Annotated in this window: 18 protein-coding genes and 2 pseudogenes; 11 read left to right on the forward strand and 9 right to left on the reverse strand. The window is 70.9% G+C overall.

The genetic code is table 11. The features are described 5' to 3' along the window. Positions 1-73: 73 nt before the first annotated feature. The 4 genes and pseudogenes from WJ35_RS25095 to WJ35_RS25110 all read right to left on the reverse strand — a co-directional run bounded on the left by WJ35_RS25095 (position 74) and on the right by WJ35_RS25110 (position 8,577). Entirely contained in the window at positions 74-4,279 is a 4,206-nt protein-coding gene (locus tag WJ35_RS25095) for a bifunctional nitrate reductase/sulfite reductase flavoprotein subunit alpha (RefSeq protein ID WP_069240255.1), read from the reverse strand. A 16-nt stretch (positions 4,280-4,295) separates the two neighbouring features. Further along, on the reverse strand, positions 4,296-4,643 hold the full coding sequence (gene nirD, locus WJ35_RS25100; protein ID WP_029226151.1) for a nitrite reductase small subunit NirD: 348 nt from the start codon (positions 4,641-4,643) through the stop codon (positions 4,296-4,298). 30 nt (positions 4,644-4,673) lie between these two features. Beyond that, positions 4,674-7,228: pseudogene (gene nirB, locus WJ35_RS25105) on the reverse strand (nitrite reductase large subunit NirB). A 23-nt stretch (positions 7,229-7,251) separates the two neighbouring features. Next, positions 7,252-8,577 carry an MFS transporter gene (locus WJ35_RS25110; RefSeq protein WP_060236514.1) on the reverse strand — a complete coding sequence of 442 codons (1,326 nt, stop codon included), beginning with the start codon at positions 8,575-8,577 and terminating at the stop codon, positions 7,252-7,254. A 673-nt stretch (positions 8,578-9,250) separates the two neighbouring features. On the opposite strand from WJ35_RS25110, the pseudogene cobA reads away from it, so the two are divergent. From cobA to WJ35_RS25150, 7 genes and pseudogenes are all read left to right on the forward strand, one after another. After that, a pseudogene (gene cobA, locus WJ35_RS25120) lies at positions 9,251-10,017 on the forward strand (uroporphyrinogen-III C-methyltransferase). Positions 10,018-10,134: 117 nt separating this feature from the next. Next, on the forward strand, positions 10,135-10,728 hold the full coding sequence (locus WJ35_RS25125) for an ANTAR domain-containing response regulator (RefSeq protein WP_069240257.1): 594 nt from the start codon (positions 10,135-10,137) through the stop codon (positions 10,726-10,728). Between the two features lie 5 nt (positions 10,729-10,733). After that, positions 10,734-11,783 carry a CmpA/NrtA family ABC transporter substrate-binding protein gene (locus WJ35_RS25130; protein ID WP_069240629.1) on the forward strand — a complete coding sequence of 350 codons (1,050 nt, stop codon included), beginning with the start codon at positions 10,734-10,736 and terminating at the stop codon, positions 11,781-11,783. Positions 11,784-11,918: 135 nt separating this feature from the next. Beyond that, entirely contained in the window at positions 11,919-12,524 is a 606-nt protein-coding gene (locus WJ35_RS25135; RefSeq protein ID WP_069240258.1) for a uracil-DNA glycosylase family protein, read from the forward strand. Positions 12,525-12,585: 61 nt separating this feature from the next. Beyond that, positions 12,586-13,368: a YkgJ family cysteine cluster protein gene (locus WJ35_RS25140; RefSeq protein ID WP_069240630.1), complete on the forward strand. Its 783-nt coding sequence runs from the start codon at positions 12,586-12,588 to the stop codon at positions 13,366-13,368. A 132-nt stretch (positions 13,369-13,500) separates the two neighbouring features. After that, positions 13,501-14,421: a helix-turn-helix transcriptional regulator gene (locus tag WJ35_RS25145; protein WP_045565038.1), complete on the forward strand. Its 921-nt coding sequence runs from the start codon at positions 13,501-13,503 to the stop codon at positions 14,419-14,421. A 124-nt stretch (positions 14,422-14,545) separates the two neighbouring features. Continuing rightward, positions 14,546-15,244: a fumarylacetoacetate hydrolase family protein gene (locus tag WJ35_RS25150; protein WP_069240259.1), complete on the forward strand. Its 699-nt coding sequence runs from the start codon at positions 14,546-14,548 to the stop codon at positions 15,242-15,244. A 126-nt stretch (positions 15,245-15,370) separates the two neighbouring features. Here the strand turns inward: WJ35_RS25150 and WJ35_RS25155 are convergent, their stop codons facing one another. The 3 genes from WJ35_RS25155 to WJ35_RS25165 form a co-directional block, all read right to left on the reverse strand. Next, on the reverse strand, positions 15,371-16,573 hold the full coding sequence (locus tag WJ35_RS25155; RefSeq protein WP_069240260.1) for an MFS transporter: 1,203 nt from the start codon (positions 16,571-16,573) through the stop codon (positions 15,371-15,373). A gap of 227 nt (positions 16,574-16,800) precedes the next feature. After that, positions 16,801-18,429, reverse strand: coding sequence for a trypsin-like peptidase domain-containing protein (locus WJ35_RS25160; protein WP_069240261.1), 1,629 nt, complete (start codon positions 18,427-18,429; stop codon positions 16,801-16,803). Positions 18,430-18,704: 275 nt separating this feature from the next. Further along, complete coding sequence (locus WJ35_RS25165) at positions 18,705-19,580, reverse strand: LysR family transcriptional regulator (RefSeq protein WP_069240262.1); 876 nt, start codon at positions 19,578-19,580, stop codon at positions 18,705-18,707. 153 nt (positions 19,581-19,733) lie between these two features. Here WJ35_RS25165 and WJ35_RS25170 point away from each other — a divergent pair, with 153 nt between their 5' ends. Further along, positions 19,734-20,987: an MFS transporter gene (locus WJ35_RS25170; protein WP_069240263.1), complete on the forward strand. Its 1,254-nt coding sequence runs from the start codon at positions 19,734-19,736 to the stop codon at positions 20,985-20,987. A 119-nt stretch (positions 20,988-21,106) separates the two neighbouring features. Here WJ35_RS25170 and WJ35_RS25175 read toward each other — a convergent pair whose 3' ends face one another. Beyond that, a complete protein-coding gene (locus WJ35_RS25175; protein ID WP_069240631.1) occupies positions 21,107-22,636 on the reverse strand; it encodes a PLP-dependent aminotransferase family protein in 1,530 nt (509 codons plus the stop codon). A 169-nt stretch (positions 22,637-22,805) separates the two neighbouring features. On the opposite strand from WJ35_RS25175, the gene WJ35_RS25180 reads away from it, so the two are divergent. The 3 genes from WJ35_RS25180 (at position 22,806) to WJ35_RS25190 (ending at position 25,793) form a co-directional block, all read left to right on the forward strand. Next, the gene (locus tag WJ35_RS25180; protein ID WP_069240264.1) at positions 22,806-24,005 is read left to right on the forward strand and encodes a GNAT family N-acetyltransferase; all 1,200 of its coding nucleotides are present in this window, start codon (positions 22,806-22,808) and stop codon (positions 24,003-24,005) included. 178 nt (positions 24,006-24,183) lie between these two features. Further along, a complete protein-coding gene (locus WJ35_RS25185; protein ID WP_010096009.1) occupies positions 24,184-24,840 on the forward strand; it encodes a VC0807 family protein in 657 nt (218 codons plus the stop codon). Positions 24,841-24,926: 86 nt separating this feature from the next. Beyond that, a complete protein-coding gene (locus tag WJ35_RS25190) occupies positions 24,927-25,793 on the forward strand; it encodes a CPBP family intramembrane glutamic endopeptidase (RefSeq protein ID WP_069240265.1) in 867 nt (288 codons plus the stop codon). Between the two features lie 48 nt (positions 25,794-25,841). Here the strand turns inward: WJ35_RS25190 and WJ35_RS25195 are convergent, their stop codons facing one another. After that, positions 25,842-26,822 (reverse strand): aldo/keto reductase, encoded by a 981-nt coding sequence (locus tag WJ35_RS25195; protein ID WP_069240266.1) that lies wholly within the window; start codon positions 26,820-26,822, stop codon positions 25,842-25,844. Positions 26,823-26,962 lie beyond the last annotated feature (140 nt).

Consider the following 26,962-nt stretch of genomic DNA (forward strand, 5'->3'; position numbering starts at 1 on the left):
AAGCGGCTCGCATGACCGACGGCGCTCGACGTGGCCGCCGCGGATGGAGAAGCGCGACGGCCGCCCCACCCGCTCAATACACGTCCCGCACGTAACGCCGCTCCTTCGCCAGCCGCGCGACATACTCGCCCGCCTTGTCGTCCGACATCCCGCCGTGCGCGGCGACCACCGCCTTCAGCGCCGCGTCGACGTCCTTCGCCATCCGCGCGGCGTCGCCGCACACGTAGAAGTGCGCGCCCTCCTCCAGCCACGCGAACAGTTCCGCGCCGTGCTCGCGCATCCGGTCCTGCACGTAGACCTTCTCCGCCTGGTCGCGCGAGAACGCGAGATCGAGCCGCGTCAGGAAGCCGCTGTCGCGCATCGCGGTCAGCTCGTCGCGGTAATAGAAATCGGTCTGCGCGTGCTGCTCGCCGAAGAACAGCCAGTTGCGGCCGCGCGCGCCGCGCGCCTGGCGCTCGTGCAGGAAGCCGCGGAACGGCGCGATGCCGGTGCCGGGGCCGACCATCACGATCGGCGCGTCGCCGCTCGCCGGCGGCCGGAAATGCGCGGACTTCTGCACGAACACCGGCACGCGGCCGTCTTCCGCGCGATCCGCGAGGAACGTCGACGCGACGCCCTTGCGCGCGCGCCGGCCGTTGTGGAAGCGCACCGCGGACACCGTCAGGTGGATCTCGTCGCGATGCGCCTTCGGGCTCGACGCGATCGAGTACAGGCGCGGCTGCATGCGCTTGAGCATGCCGACGAGCTCCGCGCCCGACAGCTCGACCGGGTATTCGTGCAGCACGTCGGCAAGCTGCTGCCCCCACAGCCAGTGCTTCAGGTCGGCCTTGCGCTCGTCGGCGAGCAGCGCGTTGAGCGCGCCGTTCGCGCTGCGCGCGGCGATGAACGCGAGCGTGTCCGGATGCGGACGCGTGATGTCGAAGTGGCGCGCGAGCGCGTCGCCGAGCCGCACTTCGCCGACGCCGCCGACCGTCACCGGCGTGTCGGCCTTCAGCGCGGTGAGGTCGAGCAGCTCGTCCACCAGCGCCGGGCAGTTGGTCGGCCACACGCCGAGCGCGTCGCCGGCTTCGTATTCGAGGTTCGCGCCCTCGGTCGACAGCGACACGTAGCGCGTGTCCTTCGCCGCGCCCGCGTGATTCAGCCGCAGGTTCGCGACGAGCCGCGACGGCGCCGGATGCGCCTTGGTCGGCAGCGCGCCCGACGGGATCATGCCTTCCGCCGGCACCGCGTGCAGCACCGCGTCCTCCTCCTTGATGCGCGCGACGACGCGCTCGAGCCAGCGGTCGGCGTCGGCCTGGAATTCGACGTCGCAATCGACGCGCGGCGACAGCCGCTTCGCGCCCAGCTCGGCGAACCGAGCGTCGAGCCGGCGGCCGTGGCCGCAGAACTGGTCGTAGTTGCGGTCGCCGAACGCGAGCACCGCGAAGTGCACGCCGTCGAGGCGCGCTGCGCCGTCAGAGCGCAGCGCGTCCCAGAACTCGCTGCCGTTGTCGGGCGGATCGCCGTCGCCGAACGTGCTCGTCATCAGCAGCACGTATTGCGCCTTCGCGAGCGACGCGAGCGGGTAGTCGGACATGCAGGTCGTGCGGATCTCGAAGCCCGCGTTCATCAGCTGCGTCGCGTAATCCTCGGTCAGCGATTCGATGTTGCCGGTCTGCGACGCCCACAGCAGCACGACCTTCGGCCGCGTGCGCACGATCCGCACGCCGCCCGGCGCGGCCGCATCGGCCGGCAGCGCGGGCGCCGCGCGTTCCGTCGCGGGTGCGGGCGCCGAGCGGCTGAACAGCCCGGCGAGCATCCCGTCGAGCCAGCGGCGCGTCGGCGCGGCGAGCGGCGCGCTCGCCGGCAGCACGGGCACGCCGCCCGCGCGGCGGCCCGCGCCGCTCCGCATGCCGCTGACGAAGCCCGCGACGTACTGGCGCTCCGCGTCGGAGAGCGCCGGCGGCGCGAGATCGGCCACGCCGAGCGCCGCCGCGAAAGTGTCGAGGTCTGCCATGTCGGATTCCTGTGAAGCCGCGAGCGATACCGGCGCAGCCTGAGCATCGGCTGCGGCGGCTGCGTGGGCGGCATCGGCTGCGGCCGCATCGAGGCGCGCCGTGTCGTCGTCGGCGGGCGCGAACGCGTTGGTGTCCGCGCGCGTCAATGCGACCGCGCAGTATTTCAGTTCAGGTTGCTGCGAAACCGGGTCGATCGCGTCGCTCGTGACCGCGTTGATGCACAGATCGTCGCCGTACACGTCGTTCCAGTGCATCGGCGCGAAGCAGTTGCCGGGCTGCACGCGGTCCGTCACGACCGCCGGCAGCACCGCGCGCCCGCGCCGCGAGCGGATCTCGACGCTGTCTTGCGCGGCGATGCCGAGCGTGCGCGCGTCGTCCGGATGAATTTCGACGAACGGGCGCGGGTTCAGCTTGTTGAGCATCGCGACCTTGCCCGTCTTCGTCATCGTGTGCCACTGGTGCTGCAGCCGCCCGGTGTTCAGCACGATCGGGAATTCGCGGGCGGGCAGCTCGGCGGGCGCGGCGTGCGGCCGCGCGAAGAACCGTGCCTTGCCCGACGTGGTCGGAAACGCGAGGCGCGGCACGCCGCCGTCCGCCGCCGTGCGCAGCGTCTGGCTCACGCCGTCGTTCAGGTAGCGAACCGGATTGCGATCCTGCGCCGCGCCCGGCGCGCACGGCCACTGCAGCGGCGCATCGGCGAGCGCCGCATGGCTCGCGCCGCGCAGGTCGTAGCCGGTCGCCGGATTCGAGAAGCCGACGATCTCGTCGAACACGTCGGCGGCCGACGCGTAGTCGAACGCGTCGCCGAACCCCATCGCGCGCGCGACCCCGGCGACGATCCGCCAGTCCGGCAGCGCGTCGCCGGGCGGCTCGATCGCCTGCCGCATCAGCGTCAGGTTGCGCTCGGAGTTGACCATCACCCCTTCGCCCTCGGCCCACAACGCGCCCGGCAGCAGGATGTCCGCGTAGCGGTTGGTTTCGGTGTCGAGGAACGCGTCCTGCGCGATCACGAGCTCGGCCGCCTGCAGGCCGGCGATCGCGTTGCGCCGGTTCGGCACCGTCGCGACCGGGTTCGTGCAGATGATCCAGCACGCCTTGATGTCGCCGGCCGCCATCCGCTCGAACAGGTCGACGGTGCCGTTGCCGGTCTCGGCGCGCAGCGTGCCGCGCGGCACCTGCCACCGGTCCTCGACGAACTGCCGGTCCGCGTCCGACAGCACCGAGCGCTGGCCCGGCAGCCCCGGCCCCATGTACCCGATCTCGCGCCCGCCCATCGCGTTCGGCTGGCCGGTCAGCGAGAACGGCCCGCTGCCGGGCCGGCACAGCTTGCCGGTCGCGAGGTGCAGGTTGCAGATCGCATTGGTGTTCCACACGCCGTGGGTGCTCTGGTTGAGCCCCATCGTCCAGCAGCTCATCCACTCCGGCGCGTCGCCGATCCACTGCGCGGCGAGCCGGATGTCGGCTTCGGCCAGCCCGGTGATCTCCGCGACCTTCTCCGGCGTGTAGCCGGCGAGGAACGCCGGCATCGCGTCCCACCCTTCGGTGAATTCGGCGATGAACGCGGCGTCGGTCTTGCCGTTCGCGTGCAGCAGATGGAGCAGGCCGTTCATCAGCGCGAGATCGGTGCCGGCGCGGATCGGCAGGTACAGGTCGGCCTTGTCCGCAGTGCCGGTGCGGCGCGGATCGACGACGATCAGCTTCGCGCCGGCCTTCACGCGGTCCATCATCCGCAGGAACAGGATCGGATGGCAGTCCGCCATGTTCGCGCCGATCACGAAGAACAGGTTCGCGCGATCGAAATCCTCGTACGACCCGGGCGGGCCGTCCGCGCCGAGCGACAGCTTGTAGCCGCTGCTCGCGCTCGCCATGCACAGCCGCGAGTTCGACTCGATCTGGTTGGTGCCGACGAAGCCCTTCGCGAGCTTGTTGATCAGGTACTGCGCCTCGATCGACATCTGGCCGGACACGTAGAACGACAGCGCGTCCGGGCCGTGCGCGTCGAGCACCGCGCGCAGGCGGCGCCCGGTTTCGCCGAGCGCGTCGCGCACCGGCAGCGGCACCAGGTCGTCCCCGCGCGCGCGGCGCACGAACGCGCCTTCGAGCCGCCCGGACTGGCGCAGCGCGACGTGCGCCGACGAACCCTTCGTGCAGAGCCGCCCGAAGTTGGTCGGGTGGTCGGGATCGCCGGACACCTTGACGACCTCGCCGTCCTCGACGTGCAGCACCATCCCGCAGCCGACGCCGCAGTACGGGCACACGCTCTTCACGTTCGTGGCGGTCATGTTCGCTCCGGGTCCGTCAGCCCGCGACCCACACGACGCCGTCCTCGACGCGCGACGGATAGGTGCTCACCGACTGCTCCGGCACTTCGAGGCATTCACCGGTGCGCAGGTCGAAGTGATGCTTGTACAGCGGCGACGCGACGACGATCCGCTCGCCGAGATTGCCGATCAGCCCGCGCGACATCACCGCCGCGTGCGACGCCGGATCGACGTTGCCGATCGCGAACACGCCGCCGTCCGCATGCGCGACGTGGAACACGGCAACCTGCTCGCCGTTGACGAGCGCGCACACGCCGGTGTTCGGCACGATCTCGTCGAGCGCGCACACGGGGGTCCAGGACACGGGAATACGATCGTTGCTCATGGCGTTCTCCTTGCTGACGATTAACACGGATCAAACGGTTTCGGTGTCGACCACCACCGGAATCTCGACGGGCTTGCCGCGCATGCGCTCGTCGGGCGTCGCGGGGCGGATCTGGCCGCGCGTCTCGACGAAGGCGATGTTCGCGTCCGGCGCGTCGCTGTTCACGAAGTGACGGAAGCGCCTGCGCGTGTCCGGATCGGTGACGGCCTTCTTCCATTCGCATTCGTAGGTGTCGACCACGTGCTGCATGTCGGCCTCGAGTTCGGCCGCGAGCCCGAGCTTGTCGTTGACGACGACGTCGATCAGGTAGTCGAGCCCGCCTTCGAGGTTGTCGCGCCACACGCTCGTGCGCTGCAGCCGGTCCGCGGTGCGGATGTAGAACATCAGGAAGCGGTCGACGTAGCGGACCAGCGTCGCGCGGTCGAGGTCGGCCGCGAGCAGTTCCGCGTGGCGCGGCTTCATCCCGCCGTTGCCGCACACGTACAGGTTCCAGCCCTTCTCGGTCGCGATGATGCCGACGTCCTTGCCCTGCGCCTCCGCGCATTCGCGGGTGCAGCCCGACACGCCGAACTTCAGCTTGTGCGGCGCGCGCAGGCCCTTGTAGCGGTTCTCCATATCGATCGCGAGGCCGACCGAATCGTCGACGCCGTAGCGGCACCACGTCGAGCCGACGCACGACTTCACGGTGCGCAGCGACTTGCCGTACGCATGCCCCGACTCGAAGCCCGCGGCGATCAGCTCCTCCCAGATCAGCGGCAGCTGCTCGACGCGCGCGCCGAACAGGTCGACCCGCTGGCCGCCCGTGATCTTCGTGTAGAGGCCGTATTTCTTCGCGACCTGGCCGACCGCGATCAGCCCTTCCGGCGTCACCTCGCCGCCCGGCATGCGCGGCACGACGGAGTACGTGCCGTCGCGCTGGATGTTCGCGAGGTAGTAGTCGTTCGAATCCTGCAGCGCCGCGTGCTCCTTCTTCAGCACGAACTCGTTGAAGCACGACGCGAGGATGCCCGCGACCGCCGGCTTGCAGATGTCGCAGCCGAGGCCGTGGCCGTGCTTCGCGAGCAGTTCGCCGAAGGTGTGGATGCGCTCGACGCGGACCAGGTGGAACAGCTCCTGGCGCGAATACGGGAAGTGCTCGCAGATGTGGTTGTTGACCGCGAGGCCGTTCTTCTTCATCTCGGCCTTCATGATCTGCATGACGAGCGGCACGCAGCCGCCGCACGACGTGCCCGCGCCGGTGCACGACTTCATCGCGGCGATGCTCGTCGCGCCGTCGGCGACCGCCGCGCAGATCTGCGACTTCGACACGTTGTTGCACGAGCAGATCTGCGCGCCCGCAGGCAGCGCATCGACGCCGAGCGCCGGCTTCGCCGCGCCGTCCGACGACGGCAGGATCAGGAATTCCGGCTGCTCGGGCAGCTCGATGCGGTTCAGCATCATCTGCAGCAGCGTGCCGTATTCGGCCGCGTCGCCGACCATCACCGCGCCGTGCAGGAACTTGCCGCAGTCGGACACGACGAGCTTCTTGTACACCTGCCTGCGCTCGTCGGCGTACTGGTAGGTGCGGCTGCCGGCCGTCGCGCCGTGCGCGTCGCCGATGCTCGCGACGTCGACGCCCATCAGCTTCAGCTTCGTGCTCATGTCCGCGCCGGCGAACGCCGCGGCTTCACCGCTCAATTGCTTCGCGACCACGCGCGCCATGTCGTAGCCCGGCGCGACGAGGCCGTACACCATGCCGCTCCATGCCGCGCATTCGCCGATCGCGTAGATGTCCGGGTCGCTCGTGCGGCAGCCGTCGTCGATCGCGACGCCGCCGCGCGGGCCCAGCTCGAGCCCGCACGCGCGCGCCAGCTCGTCGCGCGCGCGGATGCCGGCCGAGAACACGATCATGTCGGTGTCGAGGTGCGAGCCGTCGGCGAACTTCATCCGGTGCGTGCCGCGTCCTCGCCGTCGACGATCTCGACCGTGTTCCTGCCGGTGTGCACCGTCACGCCGAGCGCCTCGATCTTCGCGCGCAGCATCCGGCCGCCGCCGTCGTCGACCTGCACCGCCATCAGGCGCGGCGCGAATTCGACGACGTGCGTGTCGAGCCCCAGGTCGCGCAGCGCCTTCGCGCATTCGAGGCCGAGCAGCCCGCCGCCGACCACCACGCCGCGCTTCGCGTGCGCGCCGCACGCCTGCATCGCCTCGAGGTCCTCGATCGTGCGGTACACGAAGCAGTCCGCGCGCTCGCGCCCCGGCACCGGCGGCACGAACGGCCGCGAGCCGGTCGCCAGCACGAGCTTGTCGTAGGCGAGCGTTTCGCCCGACGCGAGCGTGACCGTATGCGCGTCGCGGTCGATCGACGCGACCTGCGCGTTCAGGCGCAGGTCGAACTGCGGGTGCTGCTCGAAGAAGCCCGGCGCGACGAGCGACAGGTCGTCCGCCGACTTGCCCGAGAAGAATTCCGACAGGTGCACGCGATCGTACGCGGGACGCGGCTCCTCGCCGAGCACGGTCACCTGCAGCGCGCCGGCGGGTTCCGCCGCGACGCACTCGAGCAGCTTGTGACCGACCATGCCGTGACCGATGACGATGAGTTTCATGATGGTGTTCCTCGGACGTTCAATCAGTTCGCGACGCCGCTCGCGGCCAGCGCGCGTTCGCGCAGCGCCGCCTCGCGGGCCTTGTGTTCTTCGCTGAAGCGCACCGCCATCGCGCACAGCGCCGACGCGGTGACGACGAGCCCGAGCAGGCTCAGCGTGTGCTGCACGTCGCCGACGCCCTTCAGCAGGAAGCCCGCCGCGACCGCGCCGACGTTGCCGCCCGCGCCGACGATGCCCGCGACGCCGCCGAGCGCCTTGCGGTCGATGAACGGCACGAGCGCGTAGGTCGCGCCGCACGCCATGTGCGTGAAGAGGCCGAAGGTCAGCATCGCGGCCAGCGCGACGCCGACGCTGCCCGCGTGCGAGAACCAGACCAGGCCGAGCCCTTCGCCGACGATCAGCGCGCACAGCAGCGTTGCGCGCACGTCGAGGCTGCGGCGCGCGGCGACCTTGTCCGACAGCCAGCCGCCGAGCGCGCGCGCGAACAGCGCGAGCACGCCGAACATGCCGGCCGCGAGACCCGCGTCCTTCAGCGACAGCTTGAAGTGATCGACGTAGTACAGCGCCGCGATGTTGTGAATGAACACTTCGACGCCGAAACACGCGCCGTACGTGACGAACAGCATCCACACGCGATAGTTGCCGCAAGCGGTGAAGAAGCTCGCCCAGCCGCCCTTCTTGCCGCTGTCGATCGTCACGCCCTGCTTGCGCAGTTCGATGAAATCGCCTTGCGGGCAGTCCTGCGTGTAGCGCCAGTAGACCCACGCCATCGCCAGCATCGCGACGGCCGGCACGACGAGCGCAGCGCGCCAGGAGGCGGAGTCGCCGAAGCCGAGCATCAGCGCGGCGGCCGCGATCAGCGGCATCAGCGCCTGCGTCGCGCCCGCACCCGCGTTGCCCCAGCCGGCCGTCGTCGCGTTTGCTGTGCCGACGACGTTCGGCGCGAACATCACCGACGTGTGGTACTGCGTGATCACGAAGCTCGCGCCCACCGCGCCGATGCCGAGCCGGCAGATCAGGAACGTCAGGTAGTCGTGGCTGAACGCGACCGCGATCACCGGAATCGCGCCGACCGCGAGCAGCCCCGCATAGACGCGGCGCGGGCCGAAGCGGTCGCACAACGGGCCGACGACCAGCCGCACGACGATCGTCGCGGCGACCGCGGCGATGTTGATGTTCGCGACCTGCGCGGCGCTCAGGTGGAATTCGCGCGCGATCAGCGGCATCAGCGGCGCACACGCGAACCATGCGAAGAAGCAGACGAAAAACGCCATCCACGTCAGATGGAACGCGCGCATCGGCGCGCTGCCGAAACTGAAGAGATCGATGCGGGTAGCCTTGTCGGACATATCTCATTCACCAAACAAAAACGGCGTCCTGCGAACCCGGTCTCGTGTCGAGACCCGATGCGTAGGACGCCGTTGCCCAGGGAGCCCGTTGCCGGGCGCGTCAGTATTCGGTACTGCGGACGAATCGCCATTGATTCGCCCGAGCCAGCTAACGCAAGCGGCGTGCCATGCAACGCGAAATCTCCGCGAGCGCCCTGTCGTACAAGGCTCGCCGGGCGCCGTCGGCCGTCTTGCGCGGAATCGGCCGCGATACGTCGGGAGGCATCGCGGCACAGTTGTGGTGCGATGCAGCACTGTCGCCGTGCGGCATCGCGGTGCGTGCCGGTGCGTCGCGATGCACGTCGTGCGGGCATCGCATGCGCGGCGCCGCCGCATGCGAGTGCATGCGTTCGCGTGCCGCGGCGGCGTCGTGCGCCGCACGTCGCCGCGGGCGCGGGCCGCGACGCGACGCTTGGCCCGTTTATTGCTGAATCCGTTATCGACACCGGCAACGGCGCCGGTGGGCGGTCTTTCCCCATGCCGTCCCGGCCGATCCAGGCGGGGCCGGCAGAACCGACGTGGACAACGGCGTCCAGCCCGTGCTCGGCACGGCGGGACGCCGTGGTCGCCTCGACCGCCCGCTGCCGCGAGCAACAACGCGTTATCGCCGCCGCATGCGGCACAGGAACACGACATGACGACTGGCAAGGTCACCCTGCTCGGCGCCGGCCCCGGCGATCTCGATTTGCTCACGCTGAAGGCCGTGAAGGCGCTCGCCGCCGCCGACGTGTTGCTGCTCGACGATCTGGTCAACCCGGAGATCGTCACGCTCGCGCCCAATGCACGCGTCGTGCGTGTCGGCAAGCGCGGCGGCTGCCGCTCGACGCCGCAGGCATTCATCGAGCGGCTGATGCGCCGCTGCGCGCTGCGCGGCGCGCACGTCGTGCGCGTCAAGGGCGGCGAGGCGCTGCTGTTCGGCCGCGCCGGCGAGGAGCTGAAGACGCTGCGCGACGCGGCGATTCCGGTCGAGATCGTCAACGGCATCTCGTCGGGCTTCGCGGCGGCCGCGAGCCTCGGCGTGTCGCTCACGCACCGCGACCACTGCCAGGGCGTCACGTTCGTCACCGCGCACCTGCAGGATCACGGCGAACCCGACTGCCGCGCCTTGCGGCAACCGGCGCCACGCTCGCGATCTATATGGGCATGACGCGCATCGAGCGGATCGCCGCCGGCCTGCTCGCCGCGCTGCCCGCGTCGACGCCGGCCGCGGCCGTGCAATGGGCCGGCACGCCCGCCGAGCGCCGCTGGACCGGCACGCTCGGCACGCTGGCCCAGGGCGTCGCGCAGGCCGGGCTCGGCAGCCCGGCGGTGATCCTGGTCGGCGCGGCGATCGGCGAAGCCTCGGCATTGACCGGCGCGAACGACGTCGATGCCGGCTCCGCCGCCCGGCGCGCGGCGTAGGATGCGGCGCGCAATGCGGCGTATGCCGCCGATCTATATTGAAAGCGTCGGCCGCCCGCGCGGCGGCCGGCGGAAGTCCCGCCGGGACGCCGCTCACCTGTTTCATCGGCTTGCATCATGAGTGCGTCCGCTACACCCGTCAGGCTGCGCGTGCTGCTCGTCACCGATACGCAGAAACCGATCGGCGACCTGCGCGATGCGCTCGCGCGCCTCGGCTACGAGATGCTGAACGAAGTCGCGACGCCGGCGCGGCTGCCGGCCGCCGTCGAGGCGCAGCGGCCCGACGTCGTGATCATCGACACCGAATCGCCGTCGCGCGACACGCTCGAACAGCTCGCGGTGATGAACGCGACCGCGCCCCGCCCGGTGCTGATGTTCAGCCACGACGCCGACCAGACGCTGATCCGCGCGGCGGTCGGCGCCGGGGTCAGCGCGTATCTCGTCGAAGGGCTGTCCGCCGAGCGGCTCGCGCCGATCCTCGAAGTCGCGCTCGCCCGCTTCTCGCACGACGAAGCGCTGCGCCAGCGGCTCGCCGACGTCGAGCGCGAACTCGCCGACCGCAAGCTGATCGATCGCGCGAAACGCCTGCTGATGGACCGCCGCCGCCTGTCCGAGCACGATGCGTACGCGATGCTGCGCAAGCGCGCGATGGACCAGGGCATCCGCATCGTCGACGCCGCGCGGCAACTGCTCGACGCGCCTTCACAATGACCACCATGAACCCTCCGATTCCCGCCGCGCCGGAACGCGCGCATCTCCGTCTCGGCTTCGTCGCGCTGAGCGACGCCGCCCCGCTGATCGTCGCGCAGCGCCGCGGCCTCGGCGCGCGCCACGGCCTCACGCTCGAACTGAGCCGCCAGCCGTCGTGGGCCGCGGTGCGCGACAAGCTGCTGTCCGGCGAACTCGACGCCGCGCATGCGCTGTATGGCCTCGTCTGCGGGATGCAGCTCGGCATCGGCAGCCCGCAGGCCGACATGGCCGTGCTGATGGTGCTGAACCGCAACGGCCAGGCGATCACGTTCTCCGGGCCGCTCGCCGACGCGTTCCGCGCGCGCGGCAACCTGCGCGACGCGCTCGCGACGCTCGGCCGCCCGCCCGTGTTCGCGCAGACCTTCCCGACCGGCACGCACGCGATGTGGCTCTACCACTGGCTTGCGTCGCACGGCGTCGACCCGCTGCGCGAGATCCGCAGCGTCGTGATTCCGCCGCCCGAGATGGTCGCCGCGCTCGCGCAAGGCGAGCTCGACGGCTTTTGCGCGGGCGAGCCGTGGCATGCGGTCGCCGAGGCGTGCCGCGCGGGCCGCACCGTCGCCGCGACGAGCGAGGTCTGGCCCGATCATCCGGAAAAGGCGCTCGCGTGCCGGCGCGATTTCACCGAGCTGTATCCGAACGCCGCGCGCGCGCTGATCCGCACGCTCGTCGACGCGTGCGCGTGGCTCGACAGCCCCGCGCACCGCCGCCAAGCCGCGGACTGGCTCGCGTCGCCGGACGCGATCGGCGTGCCGGCCGCGCTGATCGCGCCGCGCCTGCTCGGCGACTACGGCGCGGGGCCGTTCGCCGCGCCGCCGCTGCCGGTCGCGTTTCACGCGAACGGCGCGGTGAACCGGCCTTGCGCCGACGACGGCCTGTGGTTCCTGTCGCAGTACCGGCGCTGGGGCATGCGCGACGGCGCGCAGGACGACGACCGGGCGCGCGTTGCCGCGGTCGCGCAAACCGCGATGTATGATGCTGCCGTCGCCGAAATGGGCGCGACGCGCGCCGACTGAGCCATGCGTTCGGGGTAAGTCCCCGAATGGCCTCCATGAACGGCGCGCGTGCCGCGCGCCCGCCCCGGTTCCCCATTGGAATTCGATCCGCGCGCAACTCGCCGCGAAACCGCATCCCCGCAACGCATACCCCCGATGCCGAACCGACCGCGCGCGCCGCTCGACGCGCTGCTTGCCGAAATCCGCGCGTGCCGCGTGTGCGAAGCCGAGCTGCCGCTCGGCCCGCGCCCCGTGCTGCGCGCGCACCGCGACGCCCGCATCCTGATCGTCGGGCAGGCGCCCGGCGCGCGCGTGCATGCGAGCGGCATCCCGTGGGACGACGCGAGCGGCAAGCGATTGCGCGACTGGCTCGGCGTCGACGCCGACACGTTCTACGACGCATCGCGCTTCGCGATCGTGCCGATGGGCTTCTGCTATCCGGGCCGCGGCGCGAGCGGTGACAACCCGCCGCGCCCCGAATGCGCGCCGCTGTGGCTCGACCGCCTGCTCGCGGAACTGCCGGCGATCCGCCTGACGTTGCTGGTCGGCCAGTACGCGCAGCGGCATTTCCTGCGCGACGCGCGCAAGGCGACCCTGACGGACACCGTGCGCGCATGGCGCGACTACGGCCCGGCGGTGCTGCCGCTGCCGCATCCATCGCCGCGCAACACGGGATGGTTCAAGCACCATCCGTGGTTCGACGCCGACGTCGTGCCCGAACTGCGCCGGCGCGTCGCGCCGCTGCTGGCGCGCGACGCATGAACCGGGCCGCCGGCTGCGGCGCCATCCTTTCCCGCTTGAACGCGGCACCCGACACATGCGCATGAACGACACGCCGGCCGACCTCGATTTCGCGTGCACCGGCTGCGGCGGCTGCTGCCGCGACCTGCGCATTCCGTTGACGATCGACGAAGCGATCGCGTGGCTGCGCCGCGGCGGCCACGTCGAACTGCTGTGCGACGCGATGCCGTGGCTCGAGGAGCCCGAGGCCGGCAACGCGTTCGCCGCGTACAAGCGGGCGCGCTCGACGCCCGCCTCGAGCGGCACGCTGCCGCTGCGTGTGACGGCCGTGCTCGTCGCATCGCATGCCGGGCCGTGCCCCAACCTGCGCGACGACCTCCGCTGCGGGATCTACGACGATCGGCCGCTCGTATGCCGCATCTACCCGGCCGAAGTCAACCCGTTCGTGCCGCTCGCGCCGCCCGGCAAGCAATGCCCGTCGGACGCATGGCAGCAGGCGCCGCTGCTGCGCGGCGGCACGCTCGTCGACGCGGCAACGGCCGAGCACGTCGCACGTTCGCGAACGGCCAGCGAGACCGAGACGCCGCTGCGGGCGCGGCTGTGCGAGATGCTCGGCATCGATACGGCGGCCGTCGCGAACGAGGGCTTCGCGGTTCATGCGCCGCCCGCGGATGCGCTGCTCGCCGCGCTGACGGCCGTGCGCGCGGCGCCGGCCGCCGACGACGCGCAAGCGACAGAGTGGACGCTGACGTCGAATCGCACCGCCACGATCGACGCGCTCGCGGCGGTGGGCGGGGCGAGCCGCAGCGCCGCCGCGCTTGCCGGCCCGCGCGTGCGCTATCTCGGCTTCCATCCGGACGCATAGCCGATCCGGTGCAGCGAGGCGCGAAGCGTCGAGCCGCCCCACGCGACCATCGCCCGGCGCCCGCCGATTCCGGCGGCGCCCGGTTCGCTGTACCATCGCGGCTCAACCGCGTCTCGACCAGCCGAATTCTTCATGTCCTCCTCCGCCCCGCCGCGCCTGTACGGGATGCCCGAACGCAGCGACCGGCTCGATTTCTACATCCGCGACCAGGCATCGCGCCAGGCGATCACCGAGCCGCACCGGCACGCGTACTTCCAGATCCAGTTCAACCTCGGCGGCGACACCGAGCAGCGCATCGGCGGCGTCACGCGGCCGTTTCCGCGCGGCGCGCTCGCGTTCGTGCTGCCGTACCGCGAGCACCTGATTCCGCATCCCGAAGGCGCGCACTTCATCGTGATCAACTTCAGCCAGGCGTTCCTGCGCGCCGATCTCGACGTCGACCCGCTCGACCTCGAGGACGTGCCCGCGCACCGCTTTCCCGAGCTGACGCCGTTCCGCTTCCAGGAGCATCTGGATTTCATCCTCACCGGCGACGCATTCGACGAGGCGCGCCGTCTCGCGCTGTGCATGATCGACGCCGATCGCGCCCGCACGTTCGGCTCGACGACGCTGTTGCGCGGCTACCTGCTGCAGTTGATCGGGCTCGTCTGCACGCAGTACGCCGGCGCGCTCGACAAGCTCGCGCAGCGCGGCGCGCACCGCGCGGGCCGCCGCGACGCGCTCGCGCGCGTGCTGCGCCACGTGCGCGCGAACCTGACCCGCGAAGACCTGACCCTCGCCGCCACCGCCGAGGCCGCGTTCCTGTCGCCGAACTATCTCGCGCACCTGATCCGCAAGGAGACCGGCAGCACGTTCACCGATCTCGTGACCGAGCGCCGCATCGCGCTCGCGCAGTCGCTGCTCGCGCACACCAGCCGGCGCATCGCCGAGATCGCGCGCGCGGTCGGCTTTCGCGACGAAGGGTATTTCGCGCGGCGGTTCCGCGCGCGGGTCGGCGTGTCGCCGAAGGCGTATCGCGACGCGAACGCCGCGTTGCCGGACGGCGACGCGTAGTTTTGTCCCGGAAATGCGCAGTTGCGTCGCATCCGGCGCGATGCGCGTCGGGTATCGTTCACGCATGCTGGCCGCCGCGCGACGCGCGCGCCGGCTCCGTCTTCCACCCGAACGAGGCCACCCGATGTCCGAATACGTCATCGACGCTCCCGAGCGTCCTTCCGTCGCAGTCGACCAATCATCCGCACGCTTTCCGGTGCGCCGCGTGTTCTGCGTCGGCCGCAACTACGCCGAGCATGCGCGCGAGATGGGCGCCGATCCGACCCGCGAGCCGCCGTTCTTCTTCACGAAGCCGGCCGATGCGATCGTGCCCGCGGCCGGCGCCGTCCCGTATCCGCCGCTGACGAACGACCTGCACCATGAAATCGAGCTCGTGGTCGCGATCGGCCGCGGCGGACGCGCGATCGACCCCGCCGACGCGCTGTCGCACGTGTGGGGCTACGGCGTCGGCGTCGACCTGACGCGCCGCGACCTGCAGGCCGACGCGAAGAAGCTGAGCCGGCCGTGGGACTGGGCGAAGGGCTTCGACGCGTCGGGGCCCGTGACCGCGCTGCGGCCCGCCGCCGCCACCGGCCATCCGGCAGCGGGACGCATCTGGCTCGCGGTCAATGGCGAAACCCGGCAGCAAGGCGACCTCGCCGACATGATCTGGCCGGTGCCGGACATCATCGCGGCGGTGTCGCGCTCGGTCGAGCTGAAGGCCGGCGACCTGATCTTCACCGGCACGCCGGCGGGCGTCGGCGCGCTGCAGCCGGGGGACCGCGTGACCGGCGGGGTGGACGGCGTCGCGACGTTCGAGTTCGTGGTCGGCGCGAAGCCGTAACGGCTGTAGTGGCAATGCGCGGGCGCCGGCGGGAACGGCTGCGCGTCGCGTCGTTTGGCTCCGGTCGGCACGGCGCGCACATTGCGCCCGATCGGCGCGCCGGCCGCGCGCGGCGGCGCACATGACTCACGCGCGGGCATCGAAGGCCCGGATGCACATTGCCGCCGCCAACGCGATGAGCGTCGACAGCGACATCATCGCGAGCGGCGCATACGCCGCATTGCCGGTGGTCAGGACGGCGCCGGTCAACGACGCGAGCGCGGCGCCGCCGGCGATGGTCGCGGCGCCGGCCAGCCCCGATGCGCTGCCCGCCAGATCCGGCCGTACCGCCATCGCGCCCGCGTGCGCCGCCGGATTCGACAGCCCGTTTCCGACGCCGATCAAGACGCACGGGCCGAACCATGCAAGCGGATGCGTCACGCCGCCGAGCAACAATGCAAGCGCGATCGCCGGCCCCATGCAGGCGACCGCGCGCCCGCACAGGATCGTCGTCGCAAGCGCATGCCGGTGTGCGCGTCGCGCAGCGACGAAGCTGCCGCATATGAAGCCGGCCGTGACCACACCCATGCACAAGCCGATTTGCACGGGCGGGATACCGAACACCACTTTGGCGGCCAGCGGCGCACCGGCCAGGAACGCGTAGAACGCGCCGGTGGAAAACGCCATGCAAAGCGCATAGGCCCAGAACCGACGCGCGCGCAGCAGTGCCGGATACGCGCGCAGCTGTTGCGCGAGCGTCCGGACGTGGGGCGAATGCGTCTCGACGAGATCGGCCGCACACCAGCCGAGCAGCGCAATGCCGGCTGCGGCGAGCAGCCCGAAGCTCGCGCGCCAGCCGACGGTCTGATCGAGCACGCCGCCCACCATCGGACCGAGCATCGGGGCGATCGCCGCCGCCATCGCCGCATAGCCGATCCGCCCGGCCGCATGCTCGCCCCCGCCGGTGTCGCGAATCGTCGCCATCGACACCGGGTAGACGGACGTAATCGCGGCCTGCAGCAGACGGCAAGCGAGAAACACGCGAATGTCGGTTGCGAGCGCACAACCGAGCGAGCCGAGCGTGAACGCCCCTACGCTCAGCAGCACGATCGGCCGCCGACCGAAGCGGTCCGACAGCGGCCCCATGATTAGTTCGAGCGTTGCGGCGACGGCCGCGTAGCCGGCGACGGAAAGGGCGACCAGCGCGTAGTCGGCGCGCAGTTCGCGCGCGATCGCGGGCAACGACGGCAGAAACAAGCTCAACGGCAGCACCGAGAGCACGCACAGCGCGATCAACGTCGCATATCGCGGCGCCGCGGCGGCCGAAGCATTCGACAGGTCTGGTTGCAAGTGGATGCCCTCCCGCACATGCGCCGTGCGGCCGTGCGCGATGCCAAAAAAAGCCCCCGAGCAAGTCGGGGGCGCATGGGTGCCGGCGCGATGTCGCTACCGGACCCTGCGCCTGTGTACTACTACGAAAAAGATTGCCGCGTTCATTCCGTATGGCTCCGAATGCCCGAATCGCGGGCAGCGATGTCGAACGATGTTAGTTGCTCGACCGCTTGGCGGTCAACGCACTACCGCGCCCGCACCGACACGAATCTGCGCGCGTTGTCGCGCTGGATCAGCACCGCGATCGCGTTGCCGCCGTGCGCTTCCAGCGCCGGCACGTCTTCCGGCGTTTCGAGCAACGTATCGTTGAGTTCGAGCACCACGTCGCCGGGCCGGATGCCGGCGCGCGCAGCCGGCCCGTGCACCGCATCCACCATCATTCCGACGGCGAGCCCGGTCGATCGGCGTTCCGCGTCGCTCAGCGGATGCATCGTCAGTCCGAGCCGATCGCCGCCGTCGGCCGGCCGCGCGGCGGCCACCGTCAGCGCCGTCGCACCGGCGGCGGCGACCGGCCCCGTAGCACCTGGCACGCCTGCCGACGCCGCATCGTCGATCGCGTCGTCGGCGCCCGTGGCCGCGCCCGTGACCACCAGCGTCTTCGGCACGCGATTGCGGATCGCCCGCAGCGTCGCCTTCCCGCCCGCCGGCAACGCCGCGGCCAGATCGTTCAACTCCGCCGCGCGGCCGATCGGCCGGTTGCCGATCTGCACGATCACGTCGCCGGGCTTCACGCCGACCGCGGCGGCCGGCGACCCGGGCTCGACCGCGTTGACGAGCGCGCCTGCCGGCCGCGGCAGGCCGAACGCGGCCGCGAGCCCCGCGCCGACGTCCTGCACGTCCACACCCAGTGCATTAGCCGATCCATTAGCCGACCCATTGCCCGCCCCATCCCCCGACGCCGCGCGCTGCGCCTGCGCATTGCTGCGCATCTGCGCCTGTACTTGCGCGCGCACCTTCACGGCGAGCGCGATCGGAATCGCGAAGGTCAGGCTCGAATAGCGGTCCGCGCCCGTATAGACCTGCACCGCGATCCCTATCACCTCGCCGGCGCGATTGAACACCGGCCCGCCCGAGTTGTCGGGATTGACCGCGATGTCGGTCTGGAAGAACGGGAAGGCGCTGCCGTCCGGCAGCGTGTGCGCGGTCGCGCTGACGATGCCGGCAGTGACCGTGTTCCCCGTGCCGTCCGGCAAGCCGACCGCGATCACCGTCTCGCCGACGCGCACCTTCGACGAATCGCCGAGCCGGACCACCGGCAGCTTCGTCGCGTCGATCCGCAGCACCGCGACGTCGCTCTGCGCGTCGACGGTCAGGACCGTCGCCTTGAACTCGCGGCGGTCGGTCAGCCGCACCGTCACGTCGGTGGCCTGGTCAACGACGTGCGCGGACGTCAGGATCATCCCGTCGGCGCTGACGATGAACCCGGAGCCGCTGCCGGCGATCGCGCGCGGCAACGCATCGGAAGGCTGCGCCGGCGTCTGCGCGCGTGGCGCGGCCGGCGGCGGCGCTGCGCGGCGAAAGAATGCGGCAAGCGGATCGTCGGGATCGAGTTCCATGAACGACGGGCCGCCGGATTGCGGCTCCGCCGCGGCCGTCGAGACGGTCACGACGGCCGGGCCGTAGCGTTCGACGATCGCAGGGAAATCGACCGGCATCGAATACGGCGGCGCGGCCGTCCTGGCCTTCATGCCGGGCGGCGTGCGCGGCGCCGCGACGGTCCCGGCAACGAGCGGCGACGGCGCGCACGACCACGCGAATACGGCGCCGATCAGCGCGGCGCGAAGCACGGCGCGGACAAGCGTCAGGCGAACCACGGTGCACCTCCCCCGGGCGATCGCGGCGCGGACCCGCGCGGCACGCGCGTACGCCCGACAAGCACCAGTACACGACTCCATTTATAGTCCACGCCGCGTCGCGGACCTACGCATCGAAACCCGGATGCGGGCGGCGCGCGCCGCGCCGCAACCGCGACGGCATTCGTTCCGGACAAACTCGCCTGTTCGTCAATCGGCATATTCACTGCACGGTGCACGGCGTGCAGGCAGCCGCGAGTCGATGCCAATTCTGCCAACGCGTCGCGGCACGCCGGCTACCACGCCAACGCGAGAAAGTTGCGCACCACCGGCGACTGCGCGTCGCGTCGCGAGGCGATCGCGAGCCGCGCGCGCAGGCCGTCGTCGGCCACCGGCCGATAGACCACCCCTGCCACCTGCACCTGCGTAATCGCGTTCGGCACGATCGAGACACCCAGCCCGGCCGCGACCAGGGTCACCGCGGACGCGATTTGCGGCGCGGGCTGCGCCATGCGCGGCTCGAACCCGGCGGCATTGCACGCGGCGACGATGTCGTCGAACAGCGCACTGCCGGCCTCCCGCGGCACTTGCACGAACGACTCGTCGGCCAGTTCGGCCAAATCGATTCGCCGCCGCCGCGCCAACCGATGAGCAACGGGCAGCGCGACAAACATGGGCTCCTCGTCCCAGTCCGCGGCGTGCAGCGTATCGGCGATGCGGCGCTCCGGACGCACGATCCCGACGTCGAGCCGGCCAGCTTCGAGCGCGTCGAACAGCACGCCCGAGGTCGCTTCCTGCAACGTCAGCTCCGCATCCGGAAACGCCTCCCGGAAGCGGCGAATCAGATCCGACACTTTCGAATTGAACGCCGCCGTTCCGGTAAAGCCGACCCGCAGATGCCCGATTTCTCCGCGCGCGGCTCGCTTGGCCGCTCGTGCCGCACGCTCGGCATCGTCGAGCACGCGTCGCGCCTCTTCCGCGAAGACCTCGCCCGCCAACGTCAGCTCGGCACCGCGCGCGGTCCGCTTGAACAGTTCCACGCCGAGTTCGCTCTCGAGCGCCTTGATCTGCTGGCTCAACGGCGGCTGCCCGATGCCCAGCGCCTGCGCGGCCTTCGTGAAGTTCGACGCGGCGGCGACGGCCAGAAAGTAGCGGAGATGCCTGAGTTCCATGCGCAATGCGATCGACGGTGGACGGGAAGATGCAGCCGCAACGAGCGGCCGCAGCCAGATGCAAAACATATTGCTACGGTTCATTTCATATATTGGACATATGTTTGACCATGCGCAAGAATGGCCGCCTCCCCAGCCCATTCAGTGCATCTCATGCCTTCTTCTACGAACCCGCCTGCGGCGGCGCGCGGCGCGACCACCGCGCCCGATGTGCTGCCTGCCGGCGTTTCCCCGCGCTCGGCGGCGTACAAGCGCATCGCGCTGGCGCTGTTCCTTGCCGGCTTTTCCACCTTCTCGCTGCTGTACTGTGTCCAGCCCCTGCTTCCCGCGTTCGTGCGCGAATTCCACGTCGGCGCGGCTTCCAGTTCGCTCTCGTTGTCGCTGTCGACCGGGATGCTCGCGCTCTCCATCCTGTGCGCCGGCGCACTTTCCGAACGCGTCGGGCGGCGCGGGCTGATGTTCGCGTCGATGACGCTTGCCGCACTGTTCAATGTGCTCGCAGCGCTCTCGCCAAGCTGGAACCTGCTGCTGGCATGGCGTTCGCTCGAGGGCTTCGCGCTGGGCGGCGTCCCGGCGGTCGCGATGGCCTATCTCGCCGAGGAAATCGCGTCCGACGGGCTGGGTTTCTCGATGGGGCTCTATGTCGGCGGAACCGCGTTCGGCGGCATGATCGGCCGGATCGGCATGAGCGCGCTCGAAGAGCACTTCTCATGGCGGACGGCCATGCTGACGATCGGCGTCGTCGATCTCGTTGCCGCGGTCGCCTTCGTGATGCTGCTGCCGCAATCGCGACGCTTCGTGAAGCGAACCGATCTGACGCTGCGCCACCACGTGCGGCTGTGGAACGAGCAGTTGCATCACGCCCGGCTTCCGTTCGTGTTCGCGATCGGCTTCCTGGTGATGGGCGCGTTCGTGACGGTATACAACTATGCCGGGTTTCGACTCACGGCCGCCCCCTTCAACCTGAGCCCGACCGCATGCGGCCTGATCTTCGGCGCGTACCTGTTCGGGATGGTTGCTTCATCGAGCGCGGGCGCGCTCGCCGACCGTCTCGGACGGGCCCCGGTTCTTGTCAGCGGTATTCTGGTATTCGCAGCAGGCCTCGTGCTGACGCTGTCGCACGCGCTCGTCGCGATCATCATCGGCATCGTGCTCGTCACGATCGGCTTCTTCGTCGCCCACTCGGTCGCGAGCGGCTGGGTTGGCCATCTCGCGGGGTCCGCCAAGGGACATGCCGCTTCGCTCTACCTGCTGGCCTACTATCTCGGGTCGAGCGTGCTCGGGTCGATCGGCGGCGCGTTCTGGCAACATGGCGCGTGGGGCGCGGTCGTCGCGTATGTGGCGGTTCTGCTGCTGTTGGGCCTGGCCGCCGCGCGCCGGATCGTGCGCGCGGAACCGGCGCGCTGAGTGTCGGGCGCTGTCGAAACGCACGGGTCCGCTGCAGCGTGCGCACGACATGCCGGCGCTGCTCGGCGCATCGCACGTCTTGTAGGACGGCAACGGCCGATAGCATCGGCACCGTACGCTCACCGAGCGCCGGCTCCCCGCTCATCTTCCGCATACGCAACCGGCTCGCTGCGCGGCGCTTGCGCGATACGCTGCGCGATCGTCGACAACGTCCGCAGCATCGGTGCGAACGCATCCGCCGACGTGTTGCCGAAGCCGAGCACGAGCCCGTTGAGCGCCGTCTCCGCGCGCATCGAGAAACCCGACAGCGGATACGGCACGATGCCGTGCGCGCGCGCCGCATCGACGAGCGCGCGATCCGGGTAGCGCGTCGGCAGGCGCAGCGTCAGATGCAGGCCGCACGGCCCGCCCTCGACGCGATGCGGGATGCTCAGCGCGCTGTCGAGCGCGGCCAGCAGCGCGAGGCGGCGATCGCGGTACAGCCTGCGCATGCGTCCGAGGTGCCGCCCGTATTCGCCGCTCTCGATGAAGTCGGCCAGCGCGAGCTGCAGATGGCGCGCCCCGCCGCGCAGCAGCTCCGGCAGCACGGCCCGCACCGCGGGCAGCAGCGCTTCCGGCAGCACCAGGAAGCCGATGCGCAGCGCCGGAAACATCGTCTTGCTGAACGAGCCGACATACAGGACCGGCGAATCCTGCGCGAGCCCCTGCATCGCGCCGATCGGCTCGCCGGTGTGGCGGAATTCGCTGTCGTAGTCGTCCTCGATGACCCACGCGCGATGCCGGCGCGCGGCGTCGAGCAGCGCGAGCCGGCGCGAGATCGACAGCACCGCGCCGGTCGGAAACTGGTTCGACGGCGTCGTGTAGACGAGGCGCGGCGTCCGGTCGCGCCAGTCGTCGGCCTCCCCGCGCAAGCCTTCCGCGTCGACCGGCATCGGCGCCACGTCGAGGTCGCCCGCCTGCATCGCGGTGCGCGCGCCGCGGTAGCCGGGCTCCTCGACCCACACGGTGTCGCCGGGGTTGGTCAGCAGCTGCACGCACAGCGCGATCGCGGCTTGCGCGCCCTCGGTCATCACGATCTGCTCGGGGGCGCAGCGCACGCCCCGCGTCACCGCCAGATGCCTTGCGATCGATTCGCGCAGCGCGGGCTCGCCGAGCGGATCGCCGTAGCCGAGCTGCTCGCGCCCCGCGCGGCGCAGCGCGCGGTCGATCGCATGGCGCCACGCATCGACCGGAAAATGCGCCAGCGCGGGCACGCCCGGACGGAAGCCGTCAAATTCGCCGCCCCCGTCGATGCGGGCCGGGCGGATGCGGCCGAGCCGCTGCGCGACGGCCGGCGGCGCCGTGCGCCGGCGCGGCTCGGCCCGGCGCGACAGCCCGACGACGCGCGTGCCGCGCCGGTCCGATTGCAGGAAGCCTTCGGCGACGAGCTGCTCGTAGACGGCCGTCACCGTGTTGCGCGAGATGCCGAGCGTACCGGCCAGCGCGCGCGTGCCGGGCAGCCGCGCGCCGGCCGGCATCGCGCCGCCGAGAATTGCGTCGCGCAAGCGGCGCAAAAGCTGCCGCTGCAACGAAGGCGCGCCGGCCGTGCGGGCGAGCGGCGCGTCGAGCGGCAACGCGGGCGTGTCGTGGGAAGGAATGTCGGTCGTCATCGAATCTCGCGGCATCGGGGTATCACGGTGCGCACCACGGCGAAGCGGCACGCGTGGCACCATAAATTTGCATGAGTCTGGCGCTTTTCATGGTACCTCGCCGGCACTACGATCGTCTGCATGCCGGCAAGCCGCCGGCCGCCAACCGCCAACCGACGCGAGATCGATCTTGTCCACGCCCACCAACGATTTGCAGCAACCCATCGGCCGTCCCGTTCCCGACTGGTCCGCGCGGCCGCGCCCGGAGCGCATCGTGCTCGAAGGCCGCTACTGCCGGCTCGAACCGCTCGATGCCGAGCGCCATGCCGCCGAGCTGTACGCCGCGTACGCACAAGCGCCCGACGCCAGCGACTGGACCTATCTCGCACACGGGCCGTACGCCGACGAGTCGAGCTTCCGCGACTACCTGCGCGGCGCGGCGGCGAGCGCCGATCCGCTGCACTACACGGTGATCGACCGCGCGACGAACCGCGCAGTCGGCACGCTCGCGCTGATGCGGATCGACCCGGCCAACGGCGTGATCGAGGTCGGTTCGGTCACGTTCTCGCCGGCCCTGCAGCGCACGCCGATTTCGACCGAGGCGCAGTACCTGCTGATGCGGCACGTGTTCGACACGCTCGGCTACCGGCGCTACGAATGGAAATGCGACAGCCTGAACGCGCCGTCCCGCAAGGCGGCCGAGCGGCTCGGCTTCCGCTACGAGGGCACCTTCCGGCAGGCGCTCGTCTACAAGGGCCGCAACCGCGACACCGCGTGGTACTCGATCGTCGACGGCGAATGGCCCGACGTGCGCGCCGCGTTCGAAGCGTGGCTCGCGCCCGCGAACTTCGACGCCGACGGCGTGCAACGCGAATCGCTCGTCGCGATCCGCGAGCGGCAAGCCCGTGCGCGCGACGCGGCCGAGCGCGGGAGCCGCGCGACGCACATCGCGGTCCGGCCGCTCGAGGCCGCCGACGAAGCCGCATGGCGGCCGCTGTGGTGTGCGTATCGGCGGTTCTACGACACCGCGTCGAGCGACGCCGTGCTCGCGATGACCTGGGCGCGCCTGATGGATCCCGCCGAACCGATGTTCGTGCTCGGCGCGTTCGACGACGCGGGCGCGCTGGTCGGCATCGTGCACGCGCTGTACCACCGCTCGTGCTGGACGGAGGGGCCGTACTGCTATCTGCAGGACCTGTACACGGCCGCCGACGCGCGCGGGCGCGGCGCGGGCGGCGCGCTGATCGAGGCCGTGTATGCGCGGGCGCGCGACGCCGGCGCGAGCCGCGTGTACTGGCTCACGCACGAGACCAATACGACGGCGCGCGCGCTGTACGACCGGCTCGCGACCAACGCGGGCTTCATCCAGTACCGGAAGGACCTGATGTAACGCGTGCGCGACGGCCCGCGACGGCCGCCCGGCGAAACCCGCACCCAGGCGGCAACGCGGCGCGCGCAGGGAGGAACCTCCCCATCCGGCCCCGCCCCACCTGCAGGCGGCGCATGAATCTCGATATACTGGATTCCATCCGGTTCGGGCATCCGAACCCATCATCTGGAATCCCACCGTGAAAGCGCGCGCCGGCCTGGCCCTCGAACTCGTCGTCAACCTGTTGTTGCCGTGGGTCGCCTACCACTTTGCCCATCCCCATTTCGGCGAAACCGGCGCGCTTTATGCGTCGGCCATCCCGCCCGTCGTCTGGTCGATCGTCGAATTCGTCCGCGCGCGCCGCGTCGATGCAGTCAGCGCCGTCGTGCTGTTCGGCATCGCGCTGTCGATCGCCGCGATGGCGCTCGGCGGCAGCCCGCGCGCGCTGCTGATGCGCGAATCGTTCGCGTCGGGGGCGATCGGCATCGTCTTCCTGCTGTCGCTCGTGCGCGAGCGGCCGCTGATCTTCTATCTCACGCGCGCCACCGTGGCCCGCCAGATGGCGGGCGGCGCCGCGCGCTTCGAAGCGGTCTGGGACGAGCAGCCGGTGCTGCGGCAGACGCTGCGCCTGATGACGTTCGCGTGGGGCGCCGGGCTCAGCGTCGAGATGCTGCTGCGCTGCTGGATGGTCGTGAACTGGCCGGTCGAGCGCGTGCTGGTCGTGTCGCCGATCGCCGGCTATTCGGTGTTCGGCGGCCTGCTGATGTGGACCTTCTGGTACCGGCGGCGCATGCGCACGCGCAACAGCGTCGACATCCCGACCCGCGAAGGCTTCACCGAACCCGCCGGCCGCTGAGCGCTCGCGCCGCGACGCTGCGGCGCAGCATCGCGACTTCGCTGAGGTATGATGCGCGGCGTCCCGTTCGCCCGTTGCATCGCCCCATGTCCCTCTCGCTGCTCCCGCTCGCCACGATCTGGCTCGCGCTGTTCACGGCCGCCGCACTCGCCTGGCTGCGCCCGCTGCACGGTACCAGCGTCGCCGTCGCCGGGTTCGGTTATGCGCTCGCGCTCGCATTCGGCAAGCTGGCGCCGATCGCGCTCGCGCCCCTCGCGCTGCTGGCCGCCGCCGCGTGGGGTGTCGCGCCGCGCCGGCCGCTCGCCGTGCGGATCGCCGCGCACCTCGTGTTCGCGGCGCTCGCGATCGCACTGAGCCTGCACCTGCTGCCGGGCTTCCATAACCCGCGCGTGATCGACCCGATCCGCTTCACGCCGGACGCGGTGCCGTTCACGATGTACCTGAATCTCGACAAGCCGCTCGCCGGCCTGTGGCTGCTGTGGGTGCTGCCGTGGGTGGCGCCCGAGGTGCCCCTCCGGCGCGCGCTGCGCGTCGGCGCGATGGCGGCCGTCGGTACGGCAGCCGCTTGCCTCGCCGGCGCGACCGCGCTCGGCATGGTCGGCTGGGCGCCCAAATGGCCGGCGGCCGGCTGGCTCTGGCTCGCGAACAACGTGCTGCTCGTGACGCTCGCCGAGGAAGCGTTGTTCCGCGGCTACCTGCAAGGCGGCCTGACGCGCGCGCTCGGCGCGTTCTCGTGGGGACCGTGGGCCGCGCTGGCCGCGGGCGCCGCGCTGTTCGGCGCGGCCCATGCGGCGGCCGGCTGGCAATGGATCGCGCTCGGCACGGTGGCCGGCGTCGGCTACGGCATCGCATACCGCCGGGGCGGCCTGTTCGCCGCCGCGCTCGCGCATGCGGGGCTGAACGTCGTCCACTTCGGGCTGTTCACGTATCCGATGCTGGCCGCCGTGCGCTGAACGCCGAACCGCGCGGCGGCGCCGCGCCACTCCGGCTCAGCCGACGGCTCAGTTGAAGCCGGCCACCGCGTGCGGCACGTACGGCGCTTCGAGCGACGCGATCTCATCGTCGGTCAGCTTCAGTTGCAGCGCGCCGAGCGCATCGTCGAGATGATGCGGCTTCGAGATCCCGACGATCGGCGCGGTCACGCCGCGCTTGTGCGCGACCCACGCGAGCGCCACCTGCGCGCGCGGCACGTTGCGCGCACGCGCGATCGTCGCGACGGCTTCGACGATCGCGCGATCGGCGTCGGCCGTCGCGTCATAGAGGCGCTGGCCGACCGCGTCGCTCTGCTGCCGGCCGGACGTCTCGCTCCAGTCGCGCGTGAGCCGGCCGCGTGCGAGCGGGCTCCACGGCAGCACCGCGATGCCCTGGTCGGCGCACAGCGGCAGCATCTCGCGCTCTTCCTCGCGATACAGCAGGTTCAGGTGATCCTGCATGCTGACGAACTGCGTCCAGCCGTTCAGCTTCGACGTGTAGAGCGCCTTGCTGAACTGCCACGCGTGCATCGACGACGCGCCGATATAGCGCGCCTTGCCGGCCTTCACGACGTCGTGCAGCGCTTCGAGCGTCTCCTCGATCGGCGTGTGATAGTCCCAGCGATGGATCTGGTACAGGTCGACGTAATCGGTGCCGAGACGCTTGAGGCTATGGTCGATCTCGGTGAGGATGGCCTTGCGCGACAGGCCCGCGCCATTCGGGCCGGGGCGCATGCGGTAGAACACCTTGGTCGCGATCACGACGTCGTCGCGCTTCGCGAAGTCGAGCAGCGCGCGGCCGACGATCTCTTCGGACGTGCCGTCCGAATACATGTTCGCGGTGTCGAAGAAGTTGATGCCGGCCTCGATCGCGCGCCGGATGATCGGGCGGCTGTCCGCCTCCGGCAGCGTCCACGGATGCGTGCCGCGCGACGGCTCGCCGAACGTCATGCAGCCCAGCACCAGCTTCGACACGTCCAGCCCGGTCGATCCGAATTTCACGTATTGCATCGCACGCCTCGTCGTTGAAGTGGAATGGCGGCCGCACGCGCATCGCGCGCCGGCCGGACGCTGGATGGTATCCCGTCGCGCGCGAACGCGCCGGCGCCGCCGCACCACGCGGGGCCGACGCCGCGCCGGCCGATGCGGCC

It is taken from the genome of Burkholderia ubonensis, assembly GCF_001718695.1.
Classification (GTDB): domain Bacteria; phylum Pseudomonadota; class Gammaproteobacteria; order Burkholderiales; family Burkholderiaceae; genus Burkholderia; species Burkholderia ubonensis_B.